Origin of the sequence: Pseudomonas sp. UBT, assembly GCF_050915955.1 — a bacterium.
In the GTDB taxonomy this organism is placed as follows: Bacteria; Pseudomonadota; Gammaproteobacteria; order Pseudomonadales; family Pseudomonadaceae; genus Aquipseudomonas; species Aquipseudomonas antarctica_A.
Map to the genome: position 1 here is coordinate 3,837,244 of NZ_CP168079.1, position 20,854 is coordinate 3,858,097.

Consider the following 20,854-nt stretch of genomic DNA (forward strand, 5'->3'; position numbering starts at 1 on the left):
TTTTGGTCATCATCCGAATGAGCCTATGTACTGACCTGAAGCATCGAGCACTTGATCTCCATCTCTTTGCCATGTTTGTCATCCCAACCGATCGAGAAGCTGACATTGATCGATGTCTTGCCGGCTTTGTCGGTGTAAATGTTATTGACGTCTAAATTGCCCCAATAAATGCTGGGGAGATGCTCAACGTAGCCTTCCAAACCAAAGCTGGCCCGTACAGGCAAGGATTTCGGACCGATGGGATACGTCACTCCCGGTTTCAACAGGAGCTGATCGGCCTCAAGGGTCAATTCATTTCTCGAGCCAGGGCTGTTTTCAATCCCCAAGCGAATGCGCAGCTGATAGCCCTCGATATAGGACTCCAACTCAAGGTTATCGAAGTTAATCGGAATCGGCTTCTTGTGCCGAATGATCAAGCTCGCGTCGAACTCATCCGAAGACGTTAAACACTTACCCATATATGATCCAAAGTTCATGACCTCTTCTCCCTTAAACCCCTGGAAAGCAACTGCTACCGCCTCGAAAATAGGCGCTTGAACGCAAGGCTTCTACTGTCAAACCTGACAGTAGACAGCCGCCCCGGTACGCCAGAAGCTGACGAGTTGACGCAGCACAATTACGTTCGATCATCGCCCACAACCCGCCCTCCCCCACTTTCATCGCCCCCACACCGCCAAGCACCATGGCCGGCACCTGCATAACCCCAATAACAACAGGTCCAACGCCATGAGCACTTTCCACCCGCGCCAGCTATTGCTGGCGACCGCTGTCGCCAGTCTTGCCCTTCCCGTGGTCGCCGAGGAACACGGCTTTCTCGAAGACGCCAGCGCCAACCTCAACGTGCGCAACTTCTTCTTCAACCGCAATTACACCAACCCGACCAAAACCCAGGGCGGCGCGCAGGAATGGACGCAAAGTTTCATCCTCGACGCCAAGTCCGGCTTTACTCAGGGCACAGTGGGTTTCGGGCTGGACGTGCTGGGTTTGTACTCACAAAAGCTTGATGGCGGGCGCGGCACCGGCGGCACCCAGTTGTTGCCGCTGGACCACGACGGTCGCCCGGCGGATAACTTCGGGCGACTCGGCGTTGCCTTCAAAACGCGGATTTCCAAGACCGAACTGAAGGTCGGCGAGTGGATGCCGGTGCTGCCTATCCTGCGCGCCGACGACGGCCGTTCCCTGCCGCAAACCCTGCGCGGCGGCCAGATCACCTCCAGGGAAATTGCCGGCCTGACCCTCTATGGCGGCCAGTTCCGTGCCAACAGCCCGCGCGACGACAGCAGCATGTCGGACATGTCGATGTCCGGCAAAGCCGCTTTCACCTCCGACCGTTTCAACTTCCAGGGCGGCGAATACGCATTCAACGACAAGCGCACCCAAATCGGCGTGTGGAACGCCCAGCTCAAGGACATCTACCGCCAGCAATACATCAACCTGACCCACAGCCAGCCCGTCGGCGACTGGACCCTGGGCGCCAATCTCGGATTTTTCTATGGCACGGATGACGGCAGCGCCCGCGCAGGTGACCTGGACAACAAAACCTGGTCCGGCCTGTTTTCGGCCCGCTACGGGGGCAACACGTTCTACGTCGGCCTGCAAAAACTCACCGGCAACAGTGCGTGGATGCGCGTCAACGGCACCAGCGGTGGCACCCTGGCCAACGACAGTTACAACTCCAGCTACGACAACGCCCAGGAGAAATCCTGGCAAGTGCGCCACGACTACAACTTCGCCGCCCTCGGCGTACCGGGCCTGACGCTGATGAACCGCTATATCAGCGGCAGTAACGTGCACACCGGCACCATCACCGACGGCAAGGAATGGGGCCGCGAGAGCGAATTGGGCTACACCGTGCAAAGCGGCGCACTCAGGGACCTCAACGTACGCTGGCGCAATTCCACGATGCGCAGGGACTACAGCAACAACGAGTTCGACGAAAACCGGTTGATCGTCAGCTACCCGATAAGTCTGCTGTAAACCGGCGTCGGACTTACTGTATGGTTCGCGCCTGCCGCCGCTGATCCGCCCAGCAGCGGCCTCCATTCGAGCCCGTGCACACCATGAAATCTTTCGCCATCGCAATCGCCCTGGCGCTGAGCCTCAGCGGCTGTATTGGTGCGCCCATCGCCTTGACGCCGCAGACCGCCGAGCGTCTGCAGGCCCAGGCGCCGATCCGTTTTCTGCTGACCTTCGATGACGGCCCCAGCGCCTCCGGCTATAACAACCCAAGCCGCTCGGTGATGGCTGACCTTGCGAAAAACCCGGTGCTGCCAGGCATCAAGGCGGTGTTCTTCCTGCAGACCGAAGCGTCCCGTTCCGGCGGTAGCCCGCGCGGGCGCAAGACCATGGAACGTGAATACGCCGCCGGGCATGTCCTGGCCTTCCACACAGCCACAGCGTTTCATACCAACCACCGCTGGCTGAATGACGCCGAACTTGAACGCACGCTCACCCAGGGCGCGGCCGACATTGCGTCGATCACCGGTGCCTCACCGGCGCTGGTACGCCCGCCCTTCTGGAACTACGACAGGCGCACCTTCACCGCCTACCAGCGCCACGGCATGCACGTATTGTTGACGGACCTGAGTGCCAATGACGGCAAGATCTGGGGCTTCAACGGCAGCCCGCGTCGCCGCGCGAATTTGTATCGGCAACTGTCGGTGGTACGCGAACGCATCGCCTTGGGCGAACTGCCGACGGTGGACGGCGTGATACCGGTCGTGGTGACCTTCCACGATATCAACCGCTACACCGCGCGGCATATGCAGGAGTACTTACAGATCCTGATGGACAGTGCCCGGATCAACGGCATGAAAACCGCCGCCGAGCCGTTCTACACCGACCCTGCCGTGCTGGAACGTGCAGCGCTGGCGCGTACGGTGAAGGCTGTAAATGAAGAAGTGCATCTGCCAGGGGTGTGGAATTGGATATGGGACGCGGATTCACACTGACACACCGAAATGCGTGTGGGAGCGGGCAAGCCCGCTCCCACATTTGAGCGCATTTCACATTCAGTTCTGCTGGCGCGACTCGACGCCCAACTCATCCCACACCGACTCGGCCAGGTGAAACGTCGCATTCGCCGCCGGGATCCCGCAGTAGATCGCGCTCTGCATCAGCACCTCCTTGATCTCGGCGCGGGTCACGCCATTACTGGCGGCAGCACGTAGATGCAATTTCAACTCTTCACTGCGGTTCATCCCAATCAACATGGCGATGGTGATCAGGCTGCGGGTATGTCGAGGCAGGCCGGGGCGCGTCCAGATATCACCCCAGGCATGGCGGGTGATCATTTCCTGGAACTCGCTGTTGAACTCGGTCAGGGCATTGAGGCTGCGGTCGACATGGGCATCGCCCAGCACGTCGCGGCGCACTTGCAGGCCATCGGCATAACGTTGTTTCTCGTCCACAAAAAGCTCCTTAGCGGGCCAGCAGGAATTCCAGCACGCGGTTGCTGAAATCAGCGCCGGCCTGAACATTGGACAGGTGCGCCGCGTAGAACTCGGCGTACTCGGCGCCCTTCACCTGCTGCTGGATAAAGTGACCACCGGCTGGCGGGGTGACAGCATCTTCGGTGCCGGCAATGACCAGGGTCGGCACCTGAATTTTCGGCAGTTGCTCACGCAAATCCGCGTCGCGCACCGCCGCGCAATTGGCGGCGTAACCCTCAGGTGAGGTGGCAGCGAGCATGTCGGTAATCTGCCTGGCCTGGTGCGGGTTAGCGGCGGCGAAATCGGCGGTGAACCAGCGTGCAATTGAAGCATCGCGAAGTGCAACCATCGCTGCCGCGCCATCGCGCAACACCATGTCGATACGTGGGTTCCAGATGTCCGGGGTGCCGATCTTCGCGGCGGTGTTACACACCACCAGGCGCTGCAGGCGGTGACCGGCATTGATGCCCAACCACTGACCGATCAGGCCGCCCATGGACAGCCCGCAAAAATGCGCACGCTGGATATCCAGCGCATCCAGCAGCGCGATCACGTCGCGGCCAAGTTGCTCAATGCTGTAGGGGCCTTTGGTTACCAGGGATTTGCCGTGGCCGCGGGTGTCTAGCCGCAGCACACGAAAATGCTCGGTGAAGGCCGGGATCTGGATGTCCCACATATGCAAGTCGGTGCCCAACGAGTTGGACAGCACCAACACCGGCGCGTCGACCGGACCTTCCAATTGGTAATGCAGTTCGCCCTCGGCGAGTTGTACAAAGGCCACAGCGGTCTCCTTACGCGGTCAATGCAAAATGGTCGGTCACCGCACGGGTGACCCAAGTGTGGGCCTGGCCCAGGTAGTGGGCCGGGTCGAGTAGACGGTCCAGTTCGGCCGCCGACAGCTCCGCGGTGACCTGCGGCTCATCCGCCAGCACCGCGCGCAAATGCCGCCGTTCGGCGACGGCGCGTTTGCAGCATTGTTCCAGCAGGTGGTGCGCGGTCTCGCGCCCCAGGCGCTGGGCAAGCACAATGCTGACGGCTTCGGCCAGCACCAGGCCCTGGGTCAAATCAAGGTTGTGCGCCATACGCTCGGGGTCGACTTCCAACCCTTCGCTGACCAGCAACGCCTGTTTCAAGGCGCCGGACACCAACCGGCAAATCTGCGGCAGGGTTTCCCATTCGGCATGCCAGAGGCCCAAGCTGCGCTCGTGTTCCTGGGGCATGGCACTGAACATCGTCGCCACCAGACCCGGTACACGTGTGGCGGCGCTGATCAGCACAGCCGCGCCGACCGGGTTGCGTTTGTGCGGCATGGTCGACGAGCCACCTTTACCCGGCGCCGACGGCTCGAACACCTCCGCCGCCTCGGTCTGCATCAACAAGCTGATATCACGCCCCACTTTGCCCAGGCTGCCGGCGATCAAGCCGAGCACGCTGGCGAATTCCACCAGTCGGTCACGTTGGGTGTGCCAGGGTTGCTCGGGCACGCTCAGTTGCAACTCAGCCGCCAAGGCTTCGGCGACGGGCATGGCGTGTTCACCGAGCGCCGCCAGGGTTCCTGACGCACCGCCGAACTGCAGTACCAGCAAACGTGGTTTCAGTTCGGCAAGGCGCTGACGACTGCGCGTCACTGCGCCCAGCCAACCGGCAATTTTCATCCCCAGCGTCACCGGTGTGGCGTGCTGCAACCAGGTCCGGCCGGCCAACGGCACCTGCGCATAACGCTGGGCCTGAGCAGCAAGCACCTCGCCCAATTGCGCCAGGTCCGTTTCGATCAACCCCACCGCGCGCCGCAATTGCAGGACCAGGCCGGTGTCCATCACGTCCTGGCTGGTCGCGCCCAAATGCACATAACGCTCGGCCCCTGCGTCTTCACTGGCAATCAATTTGCCCAGCGCCTTCACCAGCGGAATCGCTGAATTGCCCGCCGTGGCAATCGCCACGCCGAGGGCATCCACGTCATACAAAGACGCCAGGCACGCCTGGGCAATCGGTGCAACGGCGGCCTGCGGAATCAACCCGACCTGGGCCTGCGCCCGGGCCAGCGCCGCTTCGAAATCCAGCATGCCCTGCAAACGTCCCTGATCGCAGAACACCTCGGCCATGCTGTCAGCGGTGAAGTAAGCGTCGAACAGTTGATTGCTCGTGCGCAGTGTCATAACTCATCCCTTACAGATCGTGATGCAGGTACGCCGCCTCTTTCGGCAGGCGCAAGCTGAACAGGAAGGCCACCGCCATCATCGCGGTGACGTACCAATAGAAAGTGTTTTCCATGCCGATGGACTTCAGGCTCAGCGCGACGACTTCCGCCGAACCGCCGAACACCGCATTCGCCACCGCATAGGCCAGGCCCACGCCCAACGCACGCACCTGGGGCGGGAACATCTCCGCTTTGACCAGGCCGCTGATGGAGGTGTAGAAGCTGACAATCGCCAGGGCCAGGGTAATCAGCACAAAGGCCAGGAACGGGCTGGTGACGGTTTTTAAGGTCAGCAGGATAGGTACGGTGAACAGGGTGCCAAGGCCAGCAAACCAGAGCATCGAATTACGTCGGCCGATCTTGTCCGCCAACATACCGAACAGCGGCTGCATGCACATATACAGGAACAGCGCGCCGGTCATGATGTAGCTCGACGTCTTGGCGTGCATGCCCACGGTGTTCACCAAATACTTCTGCATGTAAGTGGTGAATGTGTAGAAAATCAGCGAGCCGCCGGCGGTATAGCCCAGCACCGTCACGAACGCTTTACCGTGGTCGCGAAACAGCGCGACGATACTGCCGGCGTCCTTGTCCTGACGCATTTCCTTGCTGGTGGTTTCTTTGAGCGTGCGACGCAGCAACAGGGAGATCACCGCGGCAATGGCGCCGATCACAAACGGAATCCGCCAGCCCCAGGCGCGCAATTCATCTTCAGTGAGGATTTGTTGCAGGATCACCACCACCAGCACCGCCAGTAATTGGCCGCCGATCAGCGTCACGTATTGGAACGAAGCGAAGAAACCGCGCTGGCCCTTGAGTGCAACTTCACTCATGTAGGTTGCGGTGGTGCCGTATTCGCCACCCACTGACAACCCCTGGAACAGCCGTGCTACCAGCAGCAAGGCCGGGGCCCAGGCGCCAATGTCTTTGTAAGTGGGCAAAAAGGCGATGACCAGGGAGCCGGCGCACATCATCAGCACCGAAATCATCATCGAGTTTTTGCGCCCGTGCTTGTCGGCCACCCGGCCAAACAGCCAGCCGCCGATAGGCCGCATCAGGAACCCGGCGGCGAACACGCCGGCGGTGTTGAGCAGTTGGACCGTTGGGTCGTCCGACGGAAAAAACGCCGGGGCGAAGTAAATGGCGCAGAACGCGTAGACGTAGAAGTCGAACCATTCGACGAGGTTGCCGGAGGAAGCACCGACAATCGCAAAAATCCGTTTGCTGCGTTCTTCTCCGGTGTAGTGACTCGTTTTTGTTGTCATGTTTTTTCACTCAGTGGGAACGGTTATAGCCTAGACATACTTTGCAACAACCATGTTCCGCAAGCAGACTTTTGGATATCGGTTGCTGCAAAGGGCCTCATCGCGGGCAAGCCCGGCTCCCACATACCTGTGGGAGCTGGCCTACCTGCGATGGGCCCTTAAGCCGACTCAGTAGTCGAAGAACACCGTTTCCTTATCCGTGCCCTGCAAAATCACATTCCACTGATGCACACCGTTTGCATCCGCCTTGGCTATCAAGGTACTGCGCCGCTCTGCGGGCACACACGCCAGCAAAGGGTCATCGCCATTGAGCGCTTCACCCTCAAAATAAATCCGCGTCAGCAAGTGCTTCACCAACCCACGCGCAAACACCAGCACCACCAGGTGCGGCGCCTGGGTGGTGCCCGCGAGCCCCGGCACGCTGCCCGGCTTGATGGTGGTAAACCGAAAACGCCCTTCGGCATCCACCGGCACCCGGCCAAAGCCTTCGAAGTGCGGGTCGACAGCCTTTTCCTGCTCATCCTCCGGGTGGTCGTACTTGCCGGCGGCATTGGCCTGCCAGACTTCGAGCATGGCGTCGTTGACGACATCACCGTTGCCGTCCACCACTTGCCCGCTGATCGCCACGCGCTCGCCCAGTGTCGCGGGCACGGTCAAGTCTTCGCGGTTCAGCCAGGTCAGGCCAATGTGGTAATACGGCCCGACGGTGTGGGACGTGGTCGCATTGAGTGTCATCTCATTTCTCCATCGGCGTGGCGTCGCGGCCGCGCAGGACGATGTCCCAGCGGTAGCCGAGGGCATAGGAAGGAATGGTTTTTTCCAGGTCGAAGCGGGCGATCAAGCGCTGCTTGGCCGAGGTGTCCGGCACACAGTTATAGATCGGGTCATATTCAAGCAAAGGGTCGCCGGGGAAGTACATCTGCGTCACCAGACGCGTCAGCACACTCGGGCCGAACAGCGAAAAGTGGATATGCGCCGGGCGCCACGCGTTGTGGTGGTTGCCCCACGGGTAGGCGCCGGGCTTGATGGTCTGGAACTGATACCAACCTTCGGCATCGGTGACGGTGCGCCCGGTGCCGGTGAAGTTCGGGTCCAGCGGCGCGTCGTGCAGGTCACGCTGGTGGTTGTAGCGACCGGCGGCATTGGCCTGCCAGATCTCCACCAGAATGCCCGGTACCGGCAGGCCGTTTTCATCCAGCACGCGGCCATGGATGATGATGCGTTCGCCCTGGGGCTCGCCGTCGTGCTGGGCGGTGAGGTCGTTATCCTTCTCGTTAATCCGCTCGGCGCCGATGGTTGGGCCGGTGATTTCCGACAAGGAATGGGGCAGGAACACCAACGGTTTGGACGGCGAACGCAGGTTCGTCGACTGGTAGGCCGGGTGCAGGTAATCCGGTTGAGTGCCCGCTTGCGGGCGCCGATATCCAGGCTTGTCACTCATGGAGCAATCCTCTCTTGTTAGATGCGTTCAATCGCCAGGGCCAGGCCTTGGCCGACGCCCACACACATGGTCGCCAGGCCTTTGCGGCCGCCGGTTTTTTCCAGCTGGTGCAGCGCCGTCAAGACCAAACGCGCGCCGCTCATGCCCAAGGGATGGCCAAGGGCGATGGCGCCGCCGTTCGGGTTCACCTGCGGCGCGTCATCTGCAATACCCAACTCACGCAGTACCGCCAGGCCCTGGCTGGCAAAGGCTTCGTTGAGTTCGATCACGTCAAAGTCGGTGACCGCCAGCCCGAGGCGCTCCACCAGTTTGCGTACCGCCGGCACCGGGCCGATGCCCATCACGCGCGGCGCGACACCGGCACTGGCCATGCCCAATACCCGAGCGCGGGCGGTGAGGCCGTGTTTCTTCACCGCTTCGGCCGAGGCCAAAATCAGCGCCGCCGCGCCATCGTTCACGCCGGAAGCATTGCCGGCAGTGACGGTTTTGTCCGGACCATTCACCGGTTTGAGTTTGGCCAGGGCCTCAAGCGTGGTGTCCGCGCGCGGGTGTTCATCCTGCTCAACAACGGTTTCGCCTTTTTTATGGGCGACGCGCACCGGCACGATTTCTTCAGCGAAGAACCCGGCGGCTTGCGCGACGGCGGTACGTTGCTGGCTACGCAGGGCAAAGGCGTCCTGGTCGGCGCGTGACACCTTATAGTCGTCCGCCACGTTATCACCGGTCTGCGGCATGGCATCCACGCCGTATTGGGCCTTCATCAGCGGGTTGATAAAACGCCAGCCGATGGTGGTGTCTTCCAGTTTCATGGCGCGTGAAAAGGCCGCGTCGGCTTTACCCATCACGAACGGTGCGCGCGACATCGACTCGACGCCACCGGCAATCGCCAGCTCCATTTCACCGCTGGCAATGGCGCGAAACGCTGTGCCTATGGCGTCCATGCCCGAAGCGCACAGGCGGTTGAGGGTCACACCCGGAATGCTCTCCGGCAGGCCTGCCAGCAACAGCGCCATGCGCGCGATGTTGCGGTTGTCTTCCCCGGCCTGGTTGGCGCAGCCGAGAATCACCTCATCAACGGCAGTCCAATCCACCGAGGGGTTGCGCTCGACCAATGCCTTGATCGGCAACGCGGCCAAGTCATCGGCGCGTACCGTGGACAAACCACCGCCAAACCGGCCGATGGGCGTGCGGATGGCGTCACAGATAAATACGTCGCGCATCAGGCTTCTCCAGGCGCTTGGCCATGGGCGGCAGCGGTGCGTGCTTCGAGGTCACGCAAGGCGGTGAGTTCTACGTCGGTCGGTTCGGCGGTGGTGCTCACCTGGTCGGCAAACCGAATCGCCCAACCGGTGGCCGCGATCACTTGCTCACGGGTCACGCCCGGGTGCAACGCGGTCACCACAAACTCGTGGCTGCCCTCCTCCGGTTCCATGATGCACAGGTCGGTAATAATCCCGACAGGACCGGCACCCGGCAGGCCCAGGCGTTTGCGCGAATCGCCCCCTTCGCCGTGGCCGACCGACGTGATGAAGTCCAGCTTGTCGACAAACGAACGGGCCGACTGCTTGAGGATGATCAGCACGCTCTTGGCCGAGCCGGCAATCTCCGGCGCGCCACCGGCACCTGGCAGGCGCACTTTGGGATGGTGATAATCGCCGACCACGGTGGTGTTGATATTGCCGAAGCGGTCGACCTGGGCGGCGCCGAGGAAGCCGACGTCAATGCGCCCGCCTTGCAGCCAATAGCGAAAAATCTCACCGGTCGGTACCACGGTGTCAGCGGTTTCCGCCAGCTCGCCATCGCCAATAGACAGGGGCAATACAGACGGCTTGGCACCGATCGGGCCGGATTCGTAGATCAACACCACATCCGGCGACGAGGTCAGGCGCGCCAGGTTGGCGGCCTTGGAGGGCAAGCCAATGCCGACGAAGCACACCGAGCCGTTTTTGAGGCGGCGCGCGGCGGCGACGGTCATCATTTCATTGGTCGAGTAAGCCATTACTTGGCCTCCTGCGCGGCGGCCAGCTTGGCCTGGAATTCACTGAAGTCGGCGGTGCCGTGGATGTATTCGTCGATCCAGGCGGTAAAGGTCCCACGGTCACGGGCGATCGTGTCCCACGCCTGATAGAAACGGTTGTCACGCTCGTTGTAACCGTGGGCGTAGGACGGGTGCGCACCGCCGGGCACGTGGCACACCGCAGTCAGCGCCCAGGTCGGCAGCACACAGCTGTTCATCGGTGCGTTCAAGTCATCGACGATTTCTTCCACCGTGACGATGCAACGCTTGGCCGCCAACGCCGCTTCCTTTTGCACGCCGAGAATGCCCCAGAGCAACACGTTGCCCTTGCGGTCGGCCTTTTGGGCGTGGATCACGGTGATGTCCGGACGGACCGACGGCACCGCCGCCAGCACTTCGCCGGTGAACGGGCAGATCACGGTTTTGATCAACGGGTTGACCTTGGGCAGATCAGAACCGGCGTAGGCGCGCAGCACCGCGAACGGCAGGCCCGAGGCACCGGCGACGTAGGCATTGGCCAGGTCGGCATGGCTGTGTTCTTCGATCTCCAACGGTTGCGGCCATTGCTTCTCGACGGCGTCGCGCAGGCGATGCAGGGAACCCACACCCGGGTTACCGCCCCAGGAGAAAATCAACTTGCGAGCGCAGCCGGCGCCGATCAACTGGTCGTAGATCAGGTCAGGCGTCATACGCACCAGCGTCAGGTCTTTCTTGCCCTGACGAATGATTTCATGACCCGCTGCGGTAGGGATCAGGTGAGTAAAGCCTTCGAGTGCGACGGTATCGCCGTCGTTCACGAATTGCTTCACGGCGTCACGCAGCGCGAGAATTTCAGCCATGGGGTTGGGCTCCCGGTGTGGATCGAAAAAGGCGCTGAGGTGGCGCCGAAGTGCCTGAAGGTTAAGCCGGGGCAATGGGCCGAACAATCCGATAATCGACTCAGTGTTCGATTATCGAACGGATTGTTGTCTAGCTAATCTTTTCTGAAAAACAGCCCTTCGCCCGTCGGTGCGGTCTATGTGGGAGCTGGCTTGCCCGCGATTGCATCGATTCGGCTCACCTGTTGGACCGTGTCGTTTGCATCGCCGGCAAGCCAGCTCCCACAAGAATGGCGACCATCCTTATGTGGCATCCGCGTGGCTGACCATGCCTTTGATCACCACTGCCGCAGTCGCCAACGCGGCCGGGATCACCAGTGCCGTCAGCACTTGCTCGAAGTTCCAGCCCAGGCCCAGCAACGTGGCGCCCATCCACGCGCCGAGGATCGCGCCGAAGCGGCCAATGCCGAGCATCCACGACACGCCCGTGGCGCGGCCCTGGGTCGGGTAGAAGCGTGCGGCCAGGGATGGCATTGCCGATTGCGCACCGTTGACACACATCCCGGCGATCAGCACCAAGGTCGCCAGCAGTGTGATATTGCCCAGGCTCTGCCCTACCGCGTAGGCAAACACCCCGGCAAGCAGATAGAAAATACCGATGACTTTGTGCGGATTGAACCGGTCCATTGCCCAGCCCACACCCACCGCACTCAGTACCCCTCCGAACTGGAACAATGCACCGATAAACGCGGCCTGTTCCATGCTGGCGCCACTGTCGCGCATCAAGGTTGGCAGCCAACTGGTCAACAGGTAAACAATCACCAGGCCCATGAAGTAGGTAAGCCACAGCAACAAGGTGCCGGCGCTGTAGGTGCCGGAGAAGATCACCGCGAACACGTTGCGGGCCTTGACGGTTTTTTGCTCGGGCACGCTGAAACTACTGGCCTGGGCGACAAGGCTGGGCTCAATGGGTGACAAGGCCTTGCGCACTCGGTCGGTGCCGCGATTGCGCACCACCAGGTAGCGCGCCGATTCCGGCAGCCACACCAGCAGCACCACCGCCAGGATCAATGGCAGGATGCCGCCGATCAGCAGCAAACTATGCCAGCCGAACGCCGGGATCAGCTTGGCCGAGATAAACCCGCCACCGGCCATGCCCAGGTTGAATCCACAGAACATGCTGGTCACCAGCAGCGATTTATGGCGCTCGGGAGTGTATTCGGAGAGCAGCGTAGTGGCGTTCGGCATACCCGCGCCCAGGCCCAGACCGGTCAGGAAGCGCAACACCAGCAACTGATCCACATTAGCGCTGTAGGCCGAAGCCAAACTGAACGCGCCAAATACCAGGACCGCGCTTACCAATACGACTTTGCGGCCGAAACGGTCAGCCAGCGGGCCGGAACCGAGTGCGCCGAACACCATGCCGATCAACGCAGCACTCATCACCGGGCCGAGGCTGGCGCGGTCGATGCCCCAGTCCTGGGACAGCGCGGGCGCAATAAACCCCATGGCGGCAGTGTCGAGGCCATCAAGGAACACGATCAGGAAACACAGGATCACCACGCGCCATTGATAGCGCGACAGCGGCTGGGCATTGATAAAGGACTGCACGTCCAGGTTAATACCGACAGAAGGCTGATTCATTATTGTTATTTCCACACCGATGGCGGGCTGACGACCTGGGGCCGTCATTATTATTGGGGCGACGCTGATAGCGCTGCCGCACATTAATAAGCCTTGGGAAACACCGTCAATTGATCAAGCCTGGATCTGTGCGGTCACCGAACACCTTAGGCAAACAGTTGCGCACTTAACTCGCGGCTGGCACTGAGCATACTCGGCAGGAAACGCTGCTCCAGCTCACTGCGGCTGACCCGCCCGGCGTGAGTGCTGACATTGAGCGCGGCCAACACCTGGCCGGAGGCGTCATACACCGGCACGGCGATGGAGCGCAGGCCCTGCTCCAGTTCCTGGTCAACGATGCACCAGCCTTGCTGACGCACTTGTTGCAGGCACTCGAACAACGCTTCGGGGGTGGTCAGGGTACGGCTGGTCTTGGTGTGCAGCTCGGCGTGGTCGAGGTAGTCCTGCAGCGAGGCGTCATCCAGCGCCGCGAGCAGGATTCGGCCCATGGAGGTGCAATAGGCCGGCAAGCGCCCGCCCACCGACAGGTCCACGGAAATCAGGCGCTGAGTGGTGGCGGAACGCGCGATATAAAGGATGTCGTCGCCTTCCAGTGTCGCCATGTTGCAGGCTTCATGCAGTTGCTCGCTCATGCGGTCCAGATACGGCTGGGCCGACACGGCCAGTGGCGTGGACGACAAATAGGCATGGCCCAGGGTCAAGACTTTGGGCAACAGCGAATAGGTGCGCCCATCGGTGGTGGCATAACCGAGCTTGATCAAGGTGTGCAGGCAACGACGCACTGCGGCACGGGGGATTTCGGTACGGTGGCTGATCTGGGCAATGGTCAGGTGGCGCTTGCGCTCCTGAAACGCCTGGACCACGGCCAGGCCACGGGCCAGGGAGGTCATGAAGTCCGGATCACCGGTAAACGCCTGGATGCGCTTGGCCGGTGAAGCCACGATCGGCGGCGCCACTGACGCGAAGGAGTTGCGCAATTGATCGTTCATTTCAGGGTCCTTCTCTTATTTTCAACCGCTGGGAGGGTTGGCCGCTATTACAAGCCGCGCCAGCCGGGATGTACAAGGCGCCACCGGCAACATTGGGCGATTATCGGACGATCATGCGATTATCGCAATTTGATGGGCTCGCGCGGGTAAGCCCATACACCCCAAGTTTAGGGTTTGTCTGATAGCGCCATAAAGTTCGAGTATTCATGCTGACATTTAGACACGTGCACATTGATGACGGCGCTTTTTGCAAATACCGACGCTCGCATGTAACAAAACCCTCACACAACATTGACGCTTTTTAACTTCTTGATGATAGTGTTATTCAAATGCGCCGCTATAATGCAACCTGTGCAGAGGTCAGCCCGGTATCACAATCGGGATTGGAGCTCACCAGGCGATGCCCGTCGCATGCATCACAGGTCACACGTACTCGCTTAAAAGATCTGCCCTTTGGCCGCCTTTCAAACTTGAATGGTTCTACCGTTCAATTTGAAACACCCCGAGGACGCCTTTCAGGCATGACACTGCACAATCAATAAACTCAACTCATCTCAATTAGGTAACACTGTGACGAAAGACGAACTGCGCGCGGAACTTGAGCGCCAGGAACAACGTTACAAGGACGTTTACGGCGGGGAAGTCACCACCTACGCCGCGCAGCCTGAGCCGGAGCGCAAACCATGGCGCAAGCGCGCCAGTTTGCTGGATCAGGCATTTGCCCAGGAAATCCAAAAGATTGAACAGGAACTCAAAGCCGAAGAGCCCTAAGCGCTTCGATCAGAGTCTCCAGGGTCTTGCTGTCTCTGCCGGCCTACCACCGGCGGAGGGCACCTCGCATTGACACGAGACTGGTCAGCGTCCTGCTGCGATCAGCGAAATTTCATACAAATGTTTCAGACATGACGTTTGCATGACAAAACCCCGTCTTTTCGACCCGGCACTTTATAAATCAAAGACTTGCCAAACCCCCGAAAACCCTGGGATGCGCCGCTTTCGCCGATATTTTTTCAATGAAGATTGTTACCGATGAGCAGCTAATGCATCGATTACTGAGGTTTTCTGGCATAATCGCGCCCCCTTACGACCGGGTCAGAAAACCTTCATGATCGATTTATTCAGCGGACTGGATGCTTGGGTTCTAGTGAGCCTGTTGCTCGCCCTTGCCTTTGTCCTCGCCTTCGAGTTCATCAATGGCTTTCATGACACCGCTAACGCGGTGGCCACAGTCATCTATACCAAAGCCATGCCGCCGCACCTGGCCGTGTTCTTCTCCGGGGTGTTCAACTTCCTCGGCGTGTTGCTCGGTGGTGTCGGTGTCGCCTACGCCATCGTGCACTTGCTGCCGGTGGAGTTGCTGATCAATGTGAATACCGGCCATGGCCTGGCCATGGTCTTCTCGTTATTGGCAGCGGCGATCACCTGGAACCTGGGCACCTGGTACTTCGGTATCCCGGCCTCCAGCTCCCACACCCTGATCGGCTCGATCCTCGGTGTCGGCCTGGCCAATGCCCTGATCAACGATATCCCCCTGGCTGACGGTGTGAACTGGCAGAAAGCGGTCGATATCGGTGCCTCCCTGGTGTTCTCGCCGATGGCTGGCTTCCTGGTCGCCGCCCTGGTGCTGCTCGGCCTGAAGTGGTGGCGCCCGCTGTCGAAAATGCACAAGACCCCGGACCAGCGCCGCAAGCTTGACGACAAGAAGCACCCGCCGTTCTGGAACCGCCTGGTGCTGGTGATTTCCGCAATGGCCGTGAGCTTCGTGCACGGTTCCAACGATGGTCAGAAAGGGATCGGCCTGATCATGCTGGTGTTGATCGGTATCGTGCCGGCGCAGTTCGTACTCGACCTGGGCAGCACCACCTACCAGATCGAACGGACTCGCGACGCCACCGTGCATTTGAGCCAGTTCTACCAGCGTAACAACGCCACGCTCGGCGAGTTCCTGGCACTGGGTAAAAGTGTGAAGGACGACCTGCCGGGCAAGTTTCAGTGCAACCCGCAACAGACTGAGCCAACCATCAGCGCGCTGATGGAGACGCTAAAAGGTGTGTCCGACTACCATTCGTTGACCTCCGACCACCGGATTGAAGTGCGCCGCTACCTGCTGTGCCTCGACGACACCGCGAAGAAAGTCGGCAAGCTGCCGGGCCTGGATGCGCGTGAGAAGTCCGACCTCGACAAGCTGCGCAAAGACCTGACCGCCACCACCGAGTACGCGCCGTTCTGGGTGATCCTTGCGGTGGCACTGGCCTTGGGCCTGGGCACCATGGTGGGCTGGAAACGTGTGGTGCTGACCATCGGTGAGAAGATCGGCAAGCAGGGCATGACCTATGCCCAGGGCATGTCGGCGCAGATCACCACGGCGAGCATGATTGGCCTGGCCAACATCTTCAGCCTGCCGGTTTCCACGACTCACGTACTGTCTTCCGGCGTTGCCGGCACCATGGTTGCCAATAAAAGCGGCCTGCAAGGCGGCACGGTGAAGACCATTCTGATGGCTTGGGTGTTGACCTTGCCGGCAACCGTAGGCCTGTCAGCCGGGTTGTTCTGGCTAGCGTCAAAGGCGCTGGGTAGTTGATAGCGAACCGTTGAAAAAGAAGGTGCGACCTCAATGAGGACCGCACCTTTTTTTATGCCGTCTATTAATGAGTACGACTAAATTCGACGCAAAAAAAAGGGCGACCGAAGTCGCCCAAAATGCCTTGCGTGCTCATGTAATCCGGAAAGACTTAGGGTTCTTTACGCTTATTCGCGTCTTTCCAGATAAAAATTCCAAACCCTACAAAAAACAGCACCATGAGGCCGACAGTCAGCACCCCGGCAAACACCACATTATCGAAAAACATGACCGGCCTCCTGCTCATGCCCTGTTGCGATAGGGCTAAGTTAATAGAGAAGGCGGATTGGAAAATTGACCGGGATCAATGTCGCCCGCGACGGGGCTTAAAGAAGGGTAATAACTGACCTGCATCAACAGATGCAGGTTGTTTCAACGCTTTTTCGGCTTGTTCTTGGGCTTTTTCTTAACTTTGCCAAGCGGCATCGCCTGCTCAAATGCCTGGCGAACTTCATTCAGGCGCTTGTCATTCAAGTCATGCACACGTTTGGCGCGTTCGGCATTCAGGTCGATCAGTTTGTCGTCTTCACTCATGGCGGGGCTTACGTCGTGGCGGGAAGGGCTCAATAATGCGGCCTCTCCCGCTCGACGGCAAATGCCAGGGTAAAAATCCTCGTACTTCCCCTCTGCTGGCGCTTATTTATCACGCTCAAACGTAATGATGGAACGTGTAGTCCCCGGCCAATTCGGCATTTGGCGCCACGGCGTCAGCACTTCCAACGTGTCGCCCCGGACCTGAAAATCGCGGCATTGCACCGTCCCCACCCATTCCGGATTCCAGGCAGAATCAACCTCTGTGCACCATTGATTGCCCTCGACCCGCTCAATACCGGTATAAGCCACCAGCGTGTTCAACAGCACTGATTTTTCTGCGTCCGTAGAGCCGGCTTTTCTTCCCTCACCGGTCAACACGAAAGCCACTCGATGATCTGCGGTAAAAATAACGCGCCCGGAAGGACGGCTGCCCATCGCCGGGATTTTCTCACGGGTATCCTGGGACTCGACCTGATAGCCGACCAGCTTCCAGGCCCCAACCAGCGGTGACTCATTCGCTGCTGCGGCCGCGCAAAGGCCCATTGAAATAGCCAACCCGATCACATTTGCCTTTATAGGGTTTTTCATCGCTCTACCGTCTCAAAAAAAGACACAGAGCTTTGCGCACAGCTGCCCGGGGGGATGTAAGACATATCCCCAAACTACGACAGATGAATCTGCGGGCGACAAAAGGAAGCACATCGCCCAAAATCGACACTTTCCCCACTTACCTGTAGGCGCACTCAGTTGGCACTGCACAATGACCTTCCGCCGCTGCTGGGCCTGCGCGCTTTTGAGGCGGTGGCGCGGCACTTGAGTTTTATCAAGGCCGCGAATGAGTTGTCGGTAACCCAGAGCGCACTCAGCCACCAAGTGCAAAAGCTCGAACAGCACCTGGGCAAACCGCTGTTTATCCGACGCACCCGTGCGATCGATCTGACCGCCGATGGCCAACGTTACTACGACGTAATCCGCCCCGCCCTCGACGCCATTGCCGCCGCCACCCGCACCCAACGAGTGGCGCCCCGCGCCACGGTGTTGCGTGTCGGCCTGCTGGCATCATTCGCCACCCTGTGGCTGGCACCGCGCCTGGCCGGGTTTTTCAACCGCTACCCGCATATCCAGGTGGAGTTGCTGCCGGCGATTCAATTAGCCAACGTCGCCGCCGCCGAGGTCGACCTGGCCATCCGTTATGGCAAGGGCGATTGGCCTGATGTGCAAACCACCCGGCTGATGCCTGAAGTGATCTCACCCGTGTGCAGCCCGGCCTTCAAGGCCAACCAGCTGGCCAACGGCGCGCTGTTGATGGCCACCTCGCACCGCCCCTTCGAGTGGACGGATTGGTCCGCGCATTTCCAAGTCGACCTCAAGCACCATCCGCGCGTGATGTTGCACGACTACAACATCGTGGTCGAAGCCGCCGTGGCCGGCCAGGGCATCGCCATGGGCCGTCACCGCCTGATCGAGCGCAAGCTGGCGGACGGCAGCCTGGTGGAAGCCTTTGAATGGCCGCCCTATCACAGCGAAATCGGCTACTGGCTGATAACCCCCCAAGGCCCCACCAGCGAAGCGGCCGAGTGCTTCAGCCAATGGCTGAAGGAAACCTGCGCCGACGCGTGAGTTATTTCGATACGTCGAGTGAGATCTATCCGTTTGTCGCCCATCGCCACAGCAAACATGCTGAAACCTCCCACCCCAAGAGGATTCAACATGACCGACTCCATCCGCCAACGCGTGCAAGCCCTTGGCCTGACGCTGCCAACGCCCAGCCAGCCGGCGGCCAATTACATCAATCATGTGGTCAGCCAGAACCAGCTGTTCATTTCCGGGCAAATCCCCATGATCGATGGCAAACCCGCCTACGTCGGTCGACTGGGCGAATCCCTCAGCGATGAAGAAGGCGCCCAGGCGGCAGAACTGGCGGCGCTGGGCCTGTTGGGCCAACTGAGCGATGCGCTGGGTGATGACCTTGCGCGCGCGGTGCGTATCTTGCGCCTGGGGGTGTTCATTGCGAGCAGCGCCGACTTCCAGCACCAAAGCGTGGTGGCCAACGGCGCCTCGAACCTGCTGGTCAACGCCCTCGGCGACAAGGGCCGGCATGTGCGTACTGCCGTAGGTGTTTCCAGCCTGCCGGCGGGCGTGGCGGTGGAGGTTGATGCGATTTTCGAGCTGCAACCGTGAGCCCGCTCGAAGTCCAGCAACTGCGCGACGACACGCCCGGCTGCCAGTCGGGCATTGTGCATTTCAACCACGCCGGTGCCTCGCTGCCCAGCCAGGCCACCCTCGACGCGATCATCGACCAATTACAGCGCGAAGCCCGCGACGGCCCGATGGAGGCCGGCGAGCATGGCGCCGTCCTGATCGAAAAAGCCCGGCGTGCGGCCGGGCAACTGCTCAATGCGCCCACTGCCTCGATTGCCTTTGCCAGCAGTGGCTCGACCGCGTGGAGCATGGCGTTCCAGGCCTTGGGCCCCTGGAAACCAGGCGAACGCATTCTGGTCGGCCGCCATGAATGGGGCGGCAACCTGGCGAGTATGCAACGGGCAGTGCAGTCCGGCGCCCAGGTGGACGTCATTCCTTGCGATGCAACCGGCGCGGTCTGCCCGGTGGCGCTGGAGTCGATGATCGATGCCAGCGTCAAGCTGATCGATTTGACCTGGCTACCGGCCAACGGCGGCCTGATCAACCCCGCCCAGGCGATCGGGGAAGTGGCCAAGCGCCACGGCATCGCCTATTTCATCGACGCCGGCCAAGCCGTGGGGCAACTGCCGGTAGACGTGCAGGCGCTGCATTGCGATTTGCTCAAGTCAGCCGGGCGCAAACACCTGCGCGGGCCACGCGGTACGGCGCTGATGTATGTACGGCCGGACTTCCTACAGCGCCTGAATCCGGCCCAGCGCGATGTGTTTTCAGCCCCCTGGACCGTCGACGGTTTCCACCTGCGCAACGACGCCCGGCGCTTTGAAACCAGCGAAGTGTCCTACGCCTTACTGGCGGGTTTAGGCAATGCATTACAGGAGGTCAATCGACTGGGCGTAGAGAGGACGTGGGAAAGGGTCTTGCAGATCAGCGGGCAAATCCGGGAAGCCTTGCGTCAGATTCCGGGAATTTCCCTGCACGACTTGGGCGTCAACCACTCAGGACTGATCGCCTTTAACCTGGCTGGCTGGGATGCCTTCGAACTCAAACGACGCTTGGGGCTGAAGCGCATCAATATCGGTGCCAATGGCGTGGCCTACACCCCACTGGACATGCAGGCTCGTGGCCTGACCAGTATCGCGAGGGTGTCCGTCAGCCCGCTCAACACCGAGCACGACATCGAACGACTGCTCGCGGCGCTGTATGAGTTGCGCGATTAAACCTCGACGTCGACCCACAAACCCTGGCGCGGCGCATCTTCGATCAGCGGCACCACCGGCACGGTATTGTCGGCATTCAATACATCGCCGGGGATCGCCAGGTGCTCCTCAGGGTCTTCGTCGGCTTCACGCCGACGCTTCTGCTGTTCCTGCTGGCGGCGTTGTTCTTCACGCAACAACAGCGTCGACTGCTCGGCGTCGCCCTTCTTCAGGTCGATCGTGCTTTCATTGGAGCCCGGCTGTACTGGCACCACAGGCGGGATATCCGGCTTCTGGCGCACCGGGTCAAGTTGCGATGTGACCGGCACAACACTCAAAGGCAGCATTGGTGGCAGCATGGGTTTTAGTCTCCTGTTCAGCAGACTGTCGGCTGCGAGGGTGGCGACTTGAGCCCCAAGCCGCCAACTTGTGAACCAATCGTCATCTATAGGGCCAACCTAACACCCTTTTTCTTGCCGCTTGTAGCTTAAAGCTCGAAGCTGCACCTAATCCTTTTGGTCTGGAAGCCGTGTTCCGTTAGAATAGTCGGCTTTTTCACG

At 60.4% G+C, this 20,854-nt stretch carries 23 protein-coding genes; 7 read left to right on the forward strand and 16 right to left on the reverse strand.

What is annotated here, in order from left to right; translation table 11 throughout:
• Nucleotides 1–23: 23 nt before the first annotated feature.
• Nucleotides 24–476 (reverse strand): hypothetical protein, encoded by a 453-nt coding sequence (locus ACDZ94_RS17695; protein WP_432750534.1) that lies wholly within the window; start codon nt 474–476, stop codon nt 24–26.
• A 250-nt stretch (nt 477–726) separates the two neighbouring features.
• Here ACDZ94_RS17695 and ACDZ94_RS17700 point away from each other — a divergent pair, with 250 nt between their 5' ends.
• Together ACDZ94_RS17700 and ACDZ94_RS17705 are read left to right on the forward strand one after the other, a co-directional pair.
• Nucleotides 727–1,977 carry an OprD family porin gene (locus ACDZ94_RS17700; RefSeq protein WP_432750535.1) on the forward strand — a complete coding sequence of 417 codons (1,251 nt, stop codon included), beginning with the start codon at nt 727–729 and terminating at the stop codon, nt 1,975–1,977.
• Nucleotides 1,978–2,060: 83 nt separating this feature from the next.
• Nucleotides 2,061–2,951: a polysaccharide deacetylase family protein gene (locus ACDZ94_RS17705; protein ID WP_432750536.1), complete on the forward strand. Its 891-nt coding sequence runs from the start codon at nt 2,061–2,063 to the stop codon at nt 2,949–2,951.
• Between the two features lie 60 nt (nt 2,952–3,011).
• On the opposite strand, the gene pcaC is transcribed toward ACDZ94_RS17705, so the two are convergent.
• The 11 genes from pcaC to pcaR all read right to left on the reverse strand — a co-directional run bounded on the left by pcaC (nt 3,012) and on the right by pcaR (nt 13,802).
• A complete protein-coding gene (gene pcaC / locus ACDZ94_RS17710) occupies nt 3,012–3,410 on the reverse strand; it encodes a 4-carboxymuconolactone decarboxylase (RefSeq protein ID WP_064451235.1) in 399 nt (132 codons plus the stop codon).
• A 10-nt stretch (nt 3,411–3,420) separates the two neighbouring features.
• Nucleotides 3,421–4,212: a 3-oxoadipate enol-lactonase gene (pcaD, locus tag ACDZ94_RS17715; RefSeq protein ID WP_064451234.1), complete on the reverse strand. Its 792-nt coding sequence runs from the start codon at nt 4,210–4,212 to the stop codon at nt 3,421–3,423.
• A gap of 10 nt (nt 4,213–4,222) precedes the next feature.
• Nucleotides 4,223–5,587 (reverse strand): 3-carboxy-cis,cis-muconate cycloisomerase, encoded by a 1,365-nt coding sequence (locus ACDZ94_RS17720; protein ID WP_432750537.1) that lies wholly within the window; start codon nt 5,585–5,587, stop codon nt 4,223–4,225.
• Nucleotides 5,588–5,597: 10 nt separating this feature from the next.
• Entirely contained in the window at nt 5,598–6,893 is a 1,296-nt protein-coding gene (locus ACDZ94_RS17725) for an MFS family transporter (RefSeq protein WP_064451232.1), read from the reverse strand.
• Between the two features lie 168 nt (nt 6,894–7,061).
• On the reverse strand, nt 7,062–7,628 hold the full coding sequence (pcaG, locus tag ACDZ94_RS17730) for a protocatechuate 3,4-dioxygenase subunit alpha (protein ID WP_064451231.1): 567 nt from the start codon (nt 7,626–7,628) through the stop codon (nt 7,062–7,064).
• Nucleotide 7,629: 1 nt separating this feature from the next.
• Nucleotides 7,630–8,334 carry a protocatechuate 3,4-dioxygenase subunit beta gene (pcaH, locus tag ACDZ94_RS17735; protein WP_064451230.1) on the reverse strand — a complete coding sequence of 235 codons (705 nt, stop codon included), beginning with the start codon at nt 8,332–8,334 and terminating at the stop codon, nt 7,630–7,632.
• Nucleotides 8,335–8,351: 17 nt separating this feature from the next.
• Nucleotides 8,352–9,557, reverse strand: coding sequence for a 3-oxoadipyl-CoA thiolase (gene pcaF, locus ACDZ94_RS17740; RefSeq protein ID WP_432751517.1), 1,206 nt, complete (start codon nt 9,555–9,557; stop codon nt 8,352–8,354).
• On the reverse strand, nt 9,554–10,333 hold the full coding sequence (locus ACDZ94_RS17745) for a CoA-transferase subunit beta (RefSeq protein ID WP_064451228.1): 780 nt from the start codon (nt 10,331–10,333) through the stop codon (nt 9,554–9,556). The genes pcaF and ACDZ94_RS17745 overlap by 4 nt, the downstream gene beginning before the upstream one ends.
• Nucleotides 10,333–11,190 carry a CoA transferase subunit A gene (locus ACDZ94_RS17750; RefSeq protein ID WP_432750538.1) on the reverse strand — a complete coding sequence of 286 codons (858 nt, stop codon included), beginning with the start codon at nt 11,188–11,190 and terminating at the stop codon, nt 10,333–10,335. The genes ACDZ94_RS17745 and ACDZ94_RS17750 overlap by 1 nt, the downstream gene beginning before the upstream one ends.
• 282 nt (nt 11,191–11,472) lie before the next feature.
• Nucleotides 11,473–12,813, reverse strand: coding sequence for an MFS transporter (locus tag ACDZ94_RS17755; RefSeq protein WP_064451226.1), 1,341 nt, complete (start codon nt 12,811–12,813; stop codon nt 11,473–11,475).
• 146 nt (nt 12,814–12,959) lie between these two features.
• Complete coding sequence (gene pcaR, locus ACDZ94_RS17760; protein WP_128586809.1) at nt 12,960–13,802, reverse strand: pca regulon transcriptional regulator PcaR; 843 nt, start codon at nt 13,800–13,802, stop codon at nt 12,960–12,962.
• A 570-nt stretch (nt 13,803–14,372) separates the two neighbouring features.
• On the opposite strand from pcaR, the gene ACDZ94_RS17765 reads away from it, so the two are divergent.
• Together ACDZ94_RS17765 and ACDZ94_RS17770 are read left to right on the forward strand one after the other, a co-directional pair.
• On the forward strand, nt 14,373–14,573 hold the full coding sequence (locus ACDZ94_RS17765; RefSeq protein ID WP_003172389.1) for a hypothetical protein: 201 nt from the start codon (nt 14,373–14,375) through the stop codon (nt 14,571–14,573).
• 334 nt (nt 14,574–14,907) lie between these two features.
• The gene (locus ACDZ94_RS17770) at nt 14,908–16,383 is read left to right on the forward strand and encodes an inorganic phosphate transporter (protein WP_064451224.1); all 1,476 of its coding nucleotides are present in this window, start codon (nt 14,908–14,910) and stop codon (nt 16,381–16,383) included.
• 151 nt (nt 16,384–16,534) lie between these two features.
• Here ACDZ94_RS17770 and ccoM read toward each other — a convergent pair whose 3' ends face one another.
• The 3 genes from ccoM to ACDZ94_RS17785 all read right to left on the reverse strand — a co-directional run bounded on the left by ccoM (nt 16,535) and on the right by ACDZ94_RS17785 (nt 17,544).
• The gene (gene ccoM, locus ACDZ94_RS17775; RefSeq protein ID WP_301280094.1) at nt 16,535–16,651 is read right to left on the reverse strand and encodes a cytochrome c oxidase subunit CcoM; all 117 of its coding nucleotides are present in this window, start codon (nt 16,649–16,651) and stop codon (nt 16,535–16,537) included.
• A 143-nt stretch (nt 16,652–16,794) separates the two neighbouring features.
• Nucleotides 16,795–16,989: a hypothetical protein gene (locus ACDZ94_RS17780; protein ID WP_167353670.1), complete on the reverse strand. Its 195-nt coding sequence runs from the start codon at nt 16,987–16,989 to the stop codon at nt 16,795–16,797.
• A gap of 69 nt (nt 16,990–17,058) precedes the next feature.
• A complete protein-coding gene (locus ACDZ94_RS17785; RefSeq protein ID WP_064451223.1) occupies nt 17,059–17,544 on the reverse strand; it encodes a lipocalin-like domain-containing protein in 486 nt (161 codons plus the stop codon).
• A 159-nt stretch (nt 17,545–17,703) separates the two neighbouring features.
• Here ACDZ94_RS17785 and ACDZ94_RS17790 point away from each other — a divergent pair, with 159 nt between their 5' ends.
• The 3 genes from ACDZ94_RS17790 (at nt 17,704) to ACDZ94_RS17800 (ending at nt 20,315) form a co-directional block, all read left to right on the forward strand.
• Complete coding sequence (locus tag ACDZ94_RS17790; protein ID WP_432750539.1) at nt 17,704–18,576, forward strand: LysR substrate-binding domain-containing protein; 873 nt, start codon at nt 17,704–17,706, stop codon at nt 18,574–18,576.
• Nucleotides 18,577–18,666: 90 nt separating this feature from the next.
• Entirely contained in the window at nt 18,667–19,137 is a 471-nt protein-coding gene (locus ACDZ94_RS17795) for a RidA family protein (RefSeq protein WP_128586818.1), read from the forward strand.
• Entirely contained in the window at nt 19,134–20,315 is a 1,182-nt protein-coding gene (locus tag ACDZ94_RS17800) for an aminotransferase class V-fold PLP-dependent enzyme (RefSeq protein ID WP_432750540.1), read from the forward strand. Before ACDZ94_RS17795 ends, ACDZ94_RS17800 begins: the two co-directional genes overlap by 4 nt.
• Here ACDZ94_RS17800 and ACDZ94_RS17805 read toward each other — a convergent pair.
• Nucleotides 20,312–20,653: a hypothetical protein gene (locus tag ACDZ94_RS17805; protein WP_064451219.1), complete on the reverse strand. Its 342-nt coding sequence runs from the start codon at nt 20,651–20,653 to the stop codon at nt 20,312–20,314. The two genes, ACDZ94_RS17800 and ACDZ94_RS17805, sit on opposite strands and share 4 nt — an antisense overlap.
• Between the last annotated feature and the right edge of the window lie 201 nt (nt 20,654–20,854).

Excerpts from the sequence above, each read along its gene's own strand:
- ACDZ94_RS17695 (WP_432750534.1), bottom strand. The coding sequence starts at position 476 with ATGAACTTTGGATCATATATGGGTAAGTGTTTAACGTCTTCGGATGAG.
- ACDZ94_RS17700 (WP_432750535.1), top strand. The coding sequence starts at position 727 with ATGAGCACTTTCCACCCGCGCCAGCTATTGCTGGCGACCGCTGTCGCC.
- ACDZ94_RS17705 (WP_432750536.1), top strand. The coding sequence starts at position 2,061 with ATGAAATCTTTCGCCATCGCAATCGCCCTGGCGCTGAGCCTCAGCGGC.
- ACDZ94_RS17720 (WP_432750537.1), bottom strand. The coding sequence starts at position 5,587 with ATGACACTGCGCACGAGCAATCAACTGTTCGACGCTTACTTCACCGCT.
- ACDZ94_RS17725 (WP_064451232.1), bottom strand. The coding sequence starts at position 6,893 with ATGACAACAAAAACGAGTCACTACACCGGAGAAGAACGCAGCAAACGG.
- pcaG (WP_064451231.1), bottom strand. The coding sequence starts at position 7,628 with ATGACACTCAATGCGACCACGTCCCACACCGTCGGGCCGTATTACCAC.
- pcaH (WP_064451230.1), bottom strand. The coding sequence starts at position 8,334 with ATGAGTGACAAGCCTGGATATCGGCGCCCGCAAGCGGGCACTCAACCG.
- ACDZ94_RS17745 (WP_064451228.1), bottom strand. The coding sequence starts at position 10,333 with ATGGCTTACTCGACCAATGAAATGATGACCGTCGCCGCCGCGCGCCGC.
- ACDZ94_RS17750 (WP_432750538.1), bottom strand. The coding sequence starts at position 11,190 with ATGGCTGAAATTCTCGCGCTGCGTGACGCCGTGAAGCAATTCGTGAAC.
- ACDZ94_RS17755 (WP_064451226.1), bottom strand. The coding sequence starts at position 12,813 with ATGAATCAGCCTTCTGTCGGTATTAACCTGGACGTGCAGTCCTTTATC.
- pcaR (WP_128586809.1), bottom strand. The coding sequence starts at position 13,802 with ATGAACGATCAATTGCGCAACTCCTTCGCGTCAGTGGCGCCGCCGATC.
- ACDZ94_RS17770 (WP_064451224.1), top strand. The coding sequence starts at position 14,908 with ATGATCGATTTATTCAGCGGACTGGATGCTTGGGTTCTAGTGAGCCTG.
- ccoM (WP_301280094.1), bottom strand. The coding sequence starts at position 16,651 with ATGTTTTTCGATAATGTGGTGTTTGCCGGGGTGCTGACTGTCGGCCTC.
- ACDZ94_RS17785 (WP_064451223.1), bottom strand. The coding sequence starts at position 17,544 with ATGAAAAACCCTATAAAGGCAAATGTGATCGGGTTGGCTATTTCAATG.
- ACDZ94_RS17795 (WP_128586818.1), top strand. The coding sequence starts at position 18,667 with ATGACCGACTCCATCCGCCAACGCGTGCAAGCCCTTGGCCTGACGCTG.
- ACDZ94_RS17805 (WP_064451219.1), bottom strand. The coding sequence starts at position 20,653 with ATGCTGCCACCAATGCTGCCTTTGAGTGTTGTGCCGGTCACATCGCAA.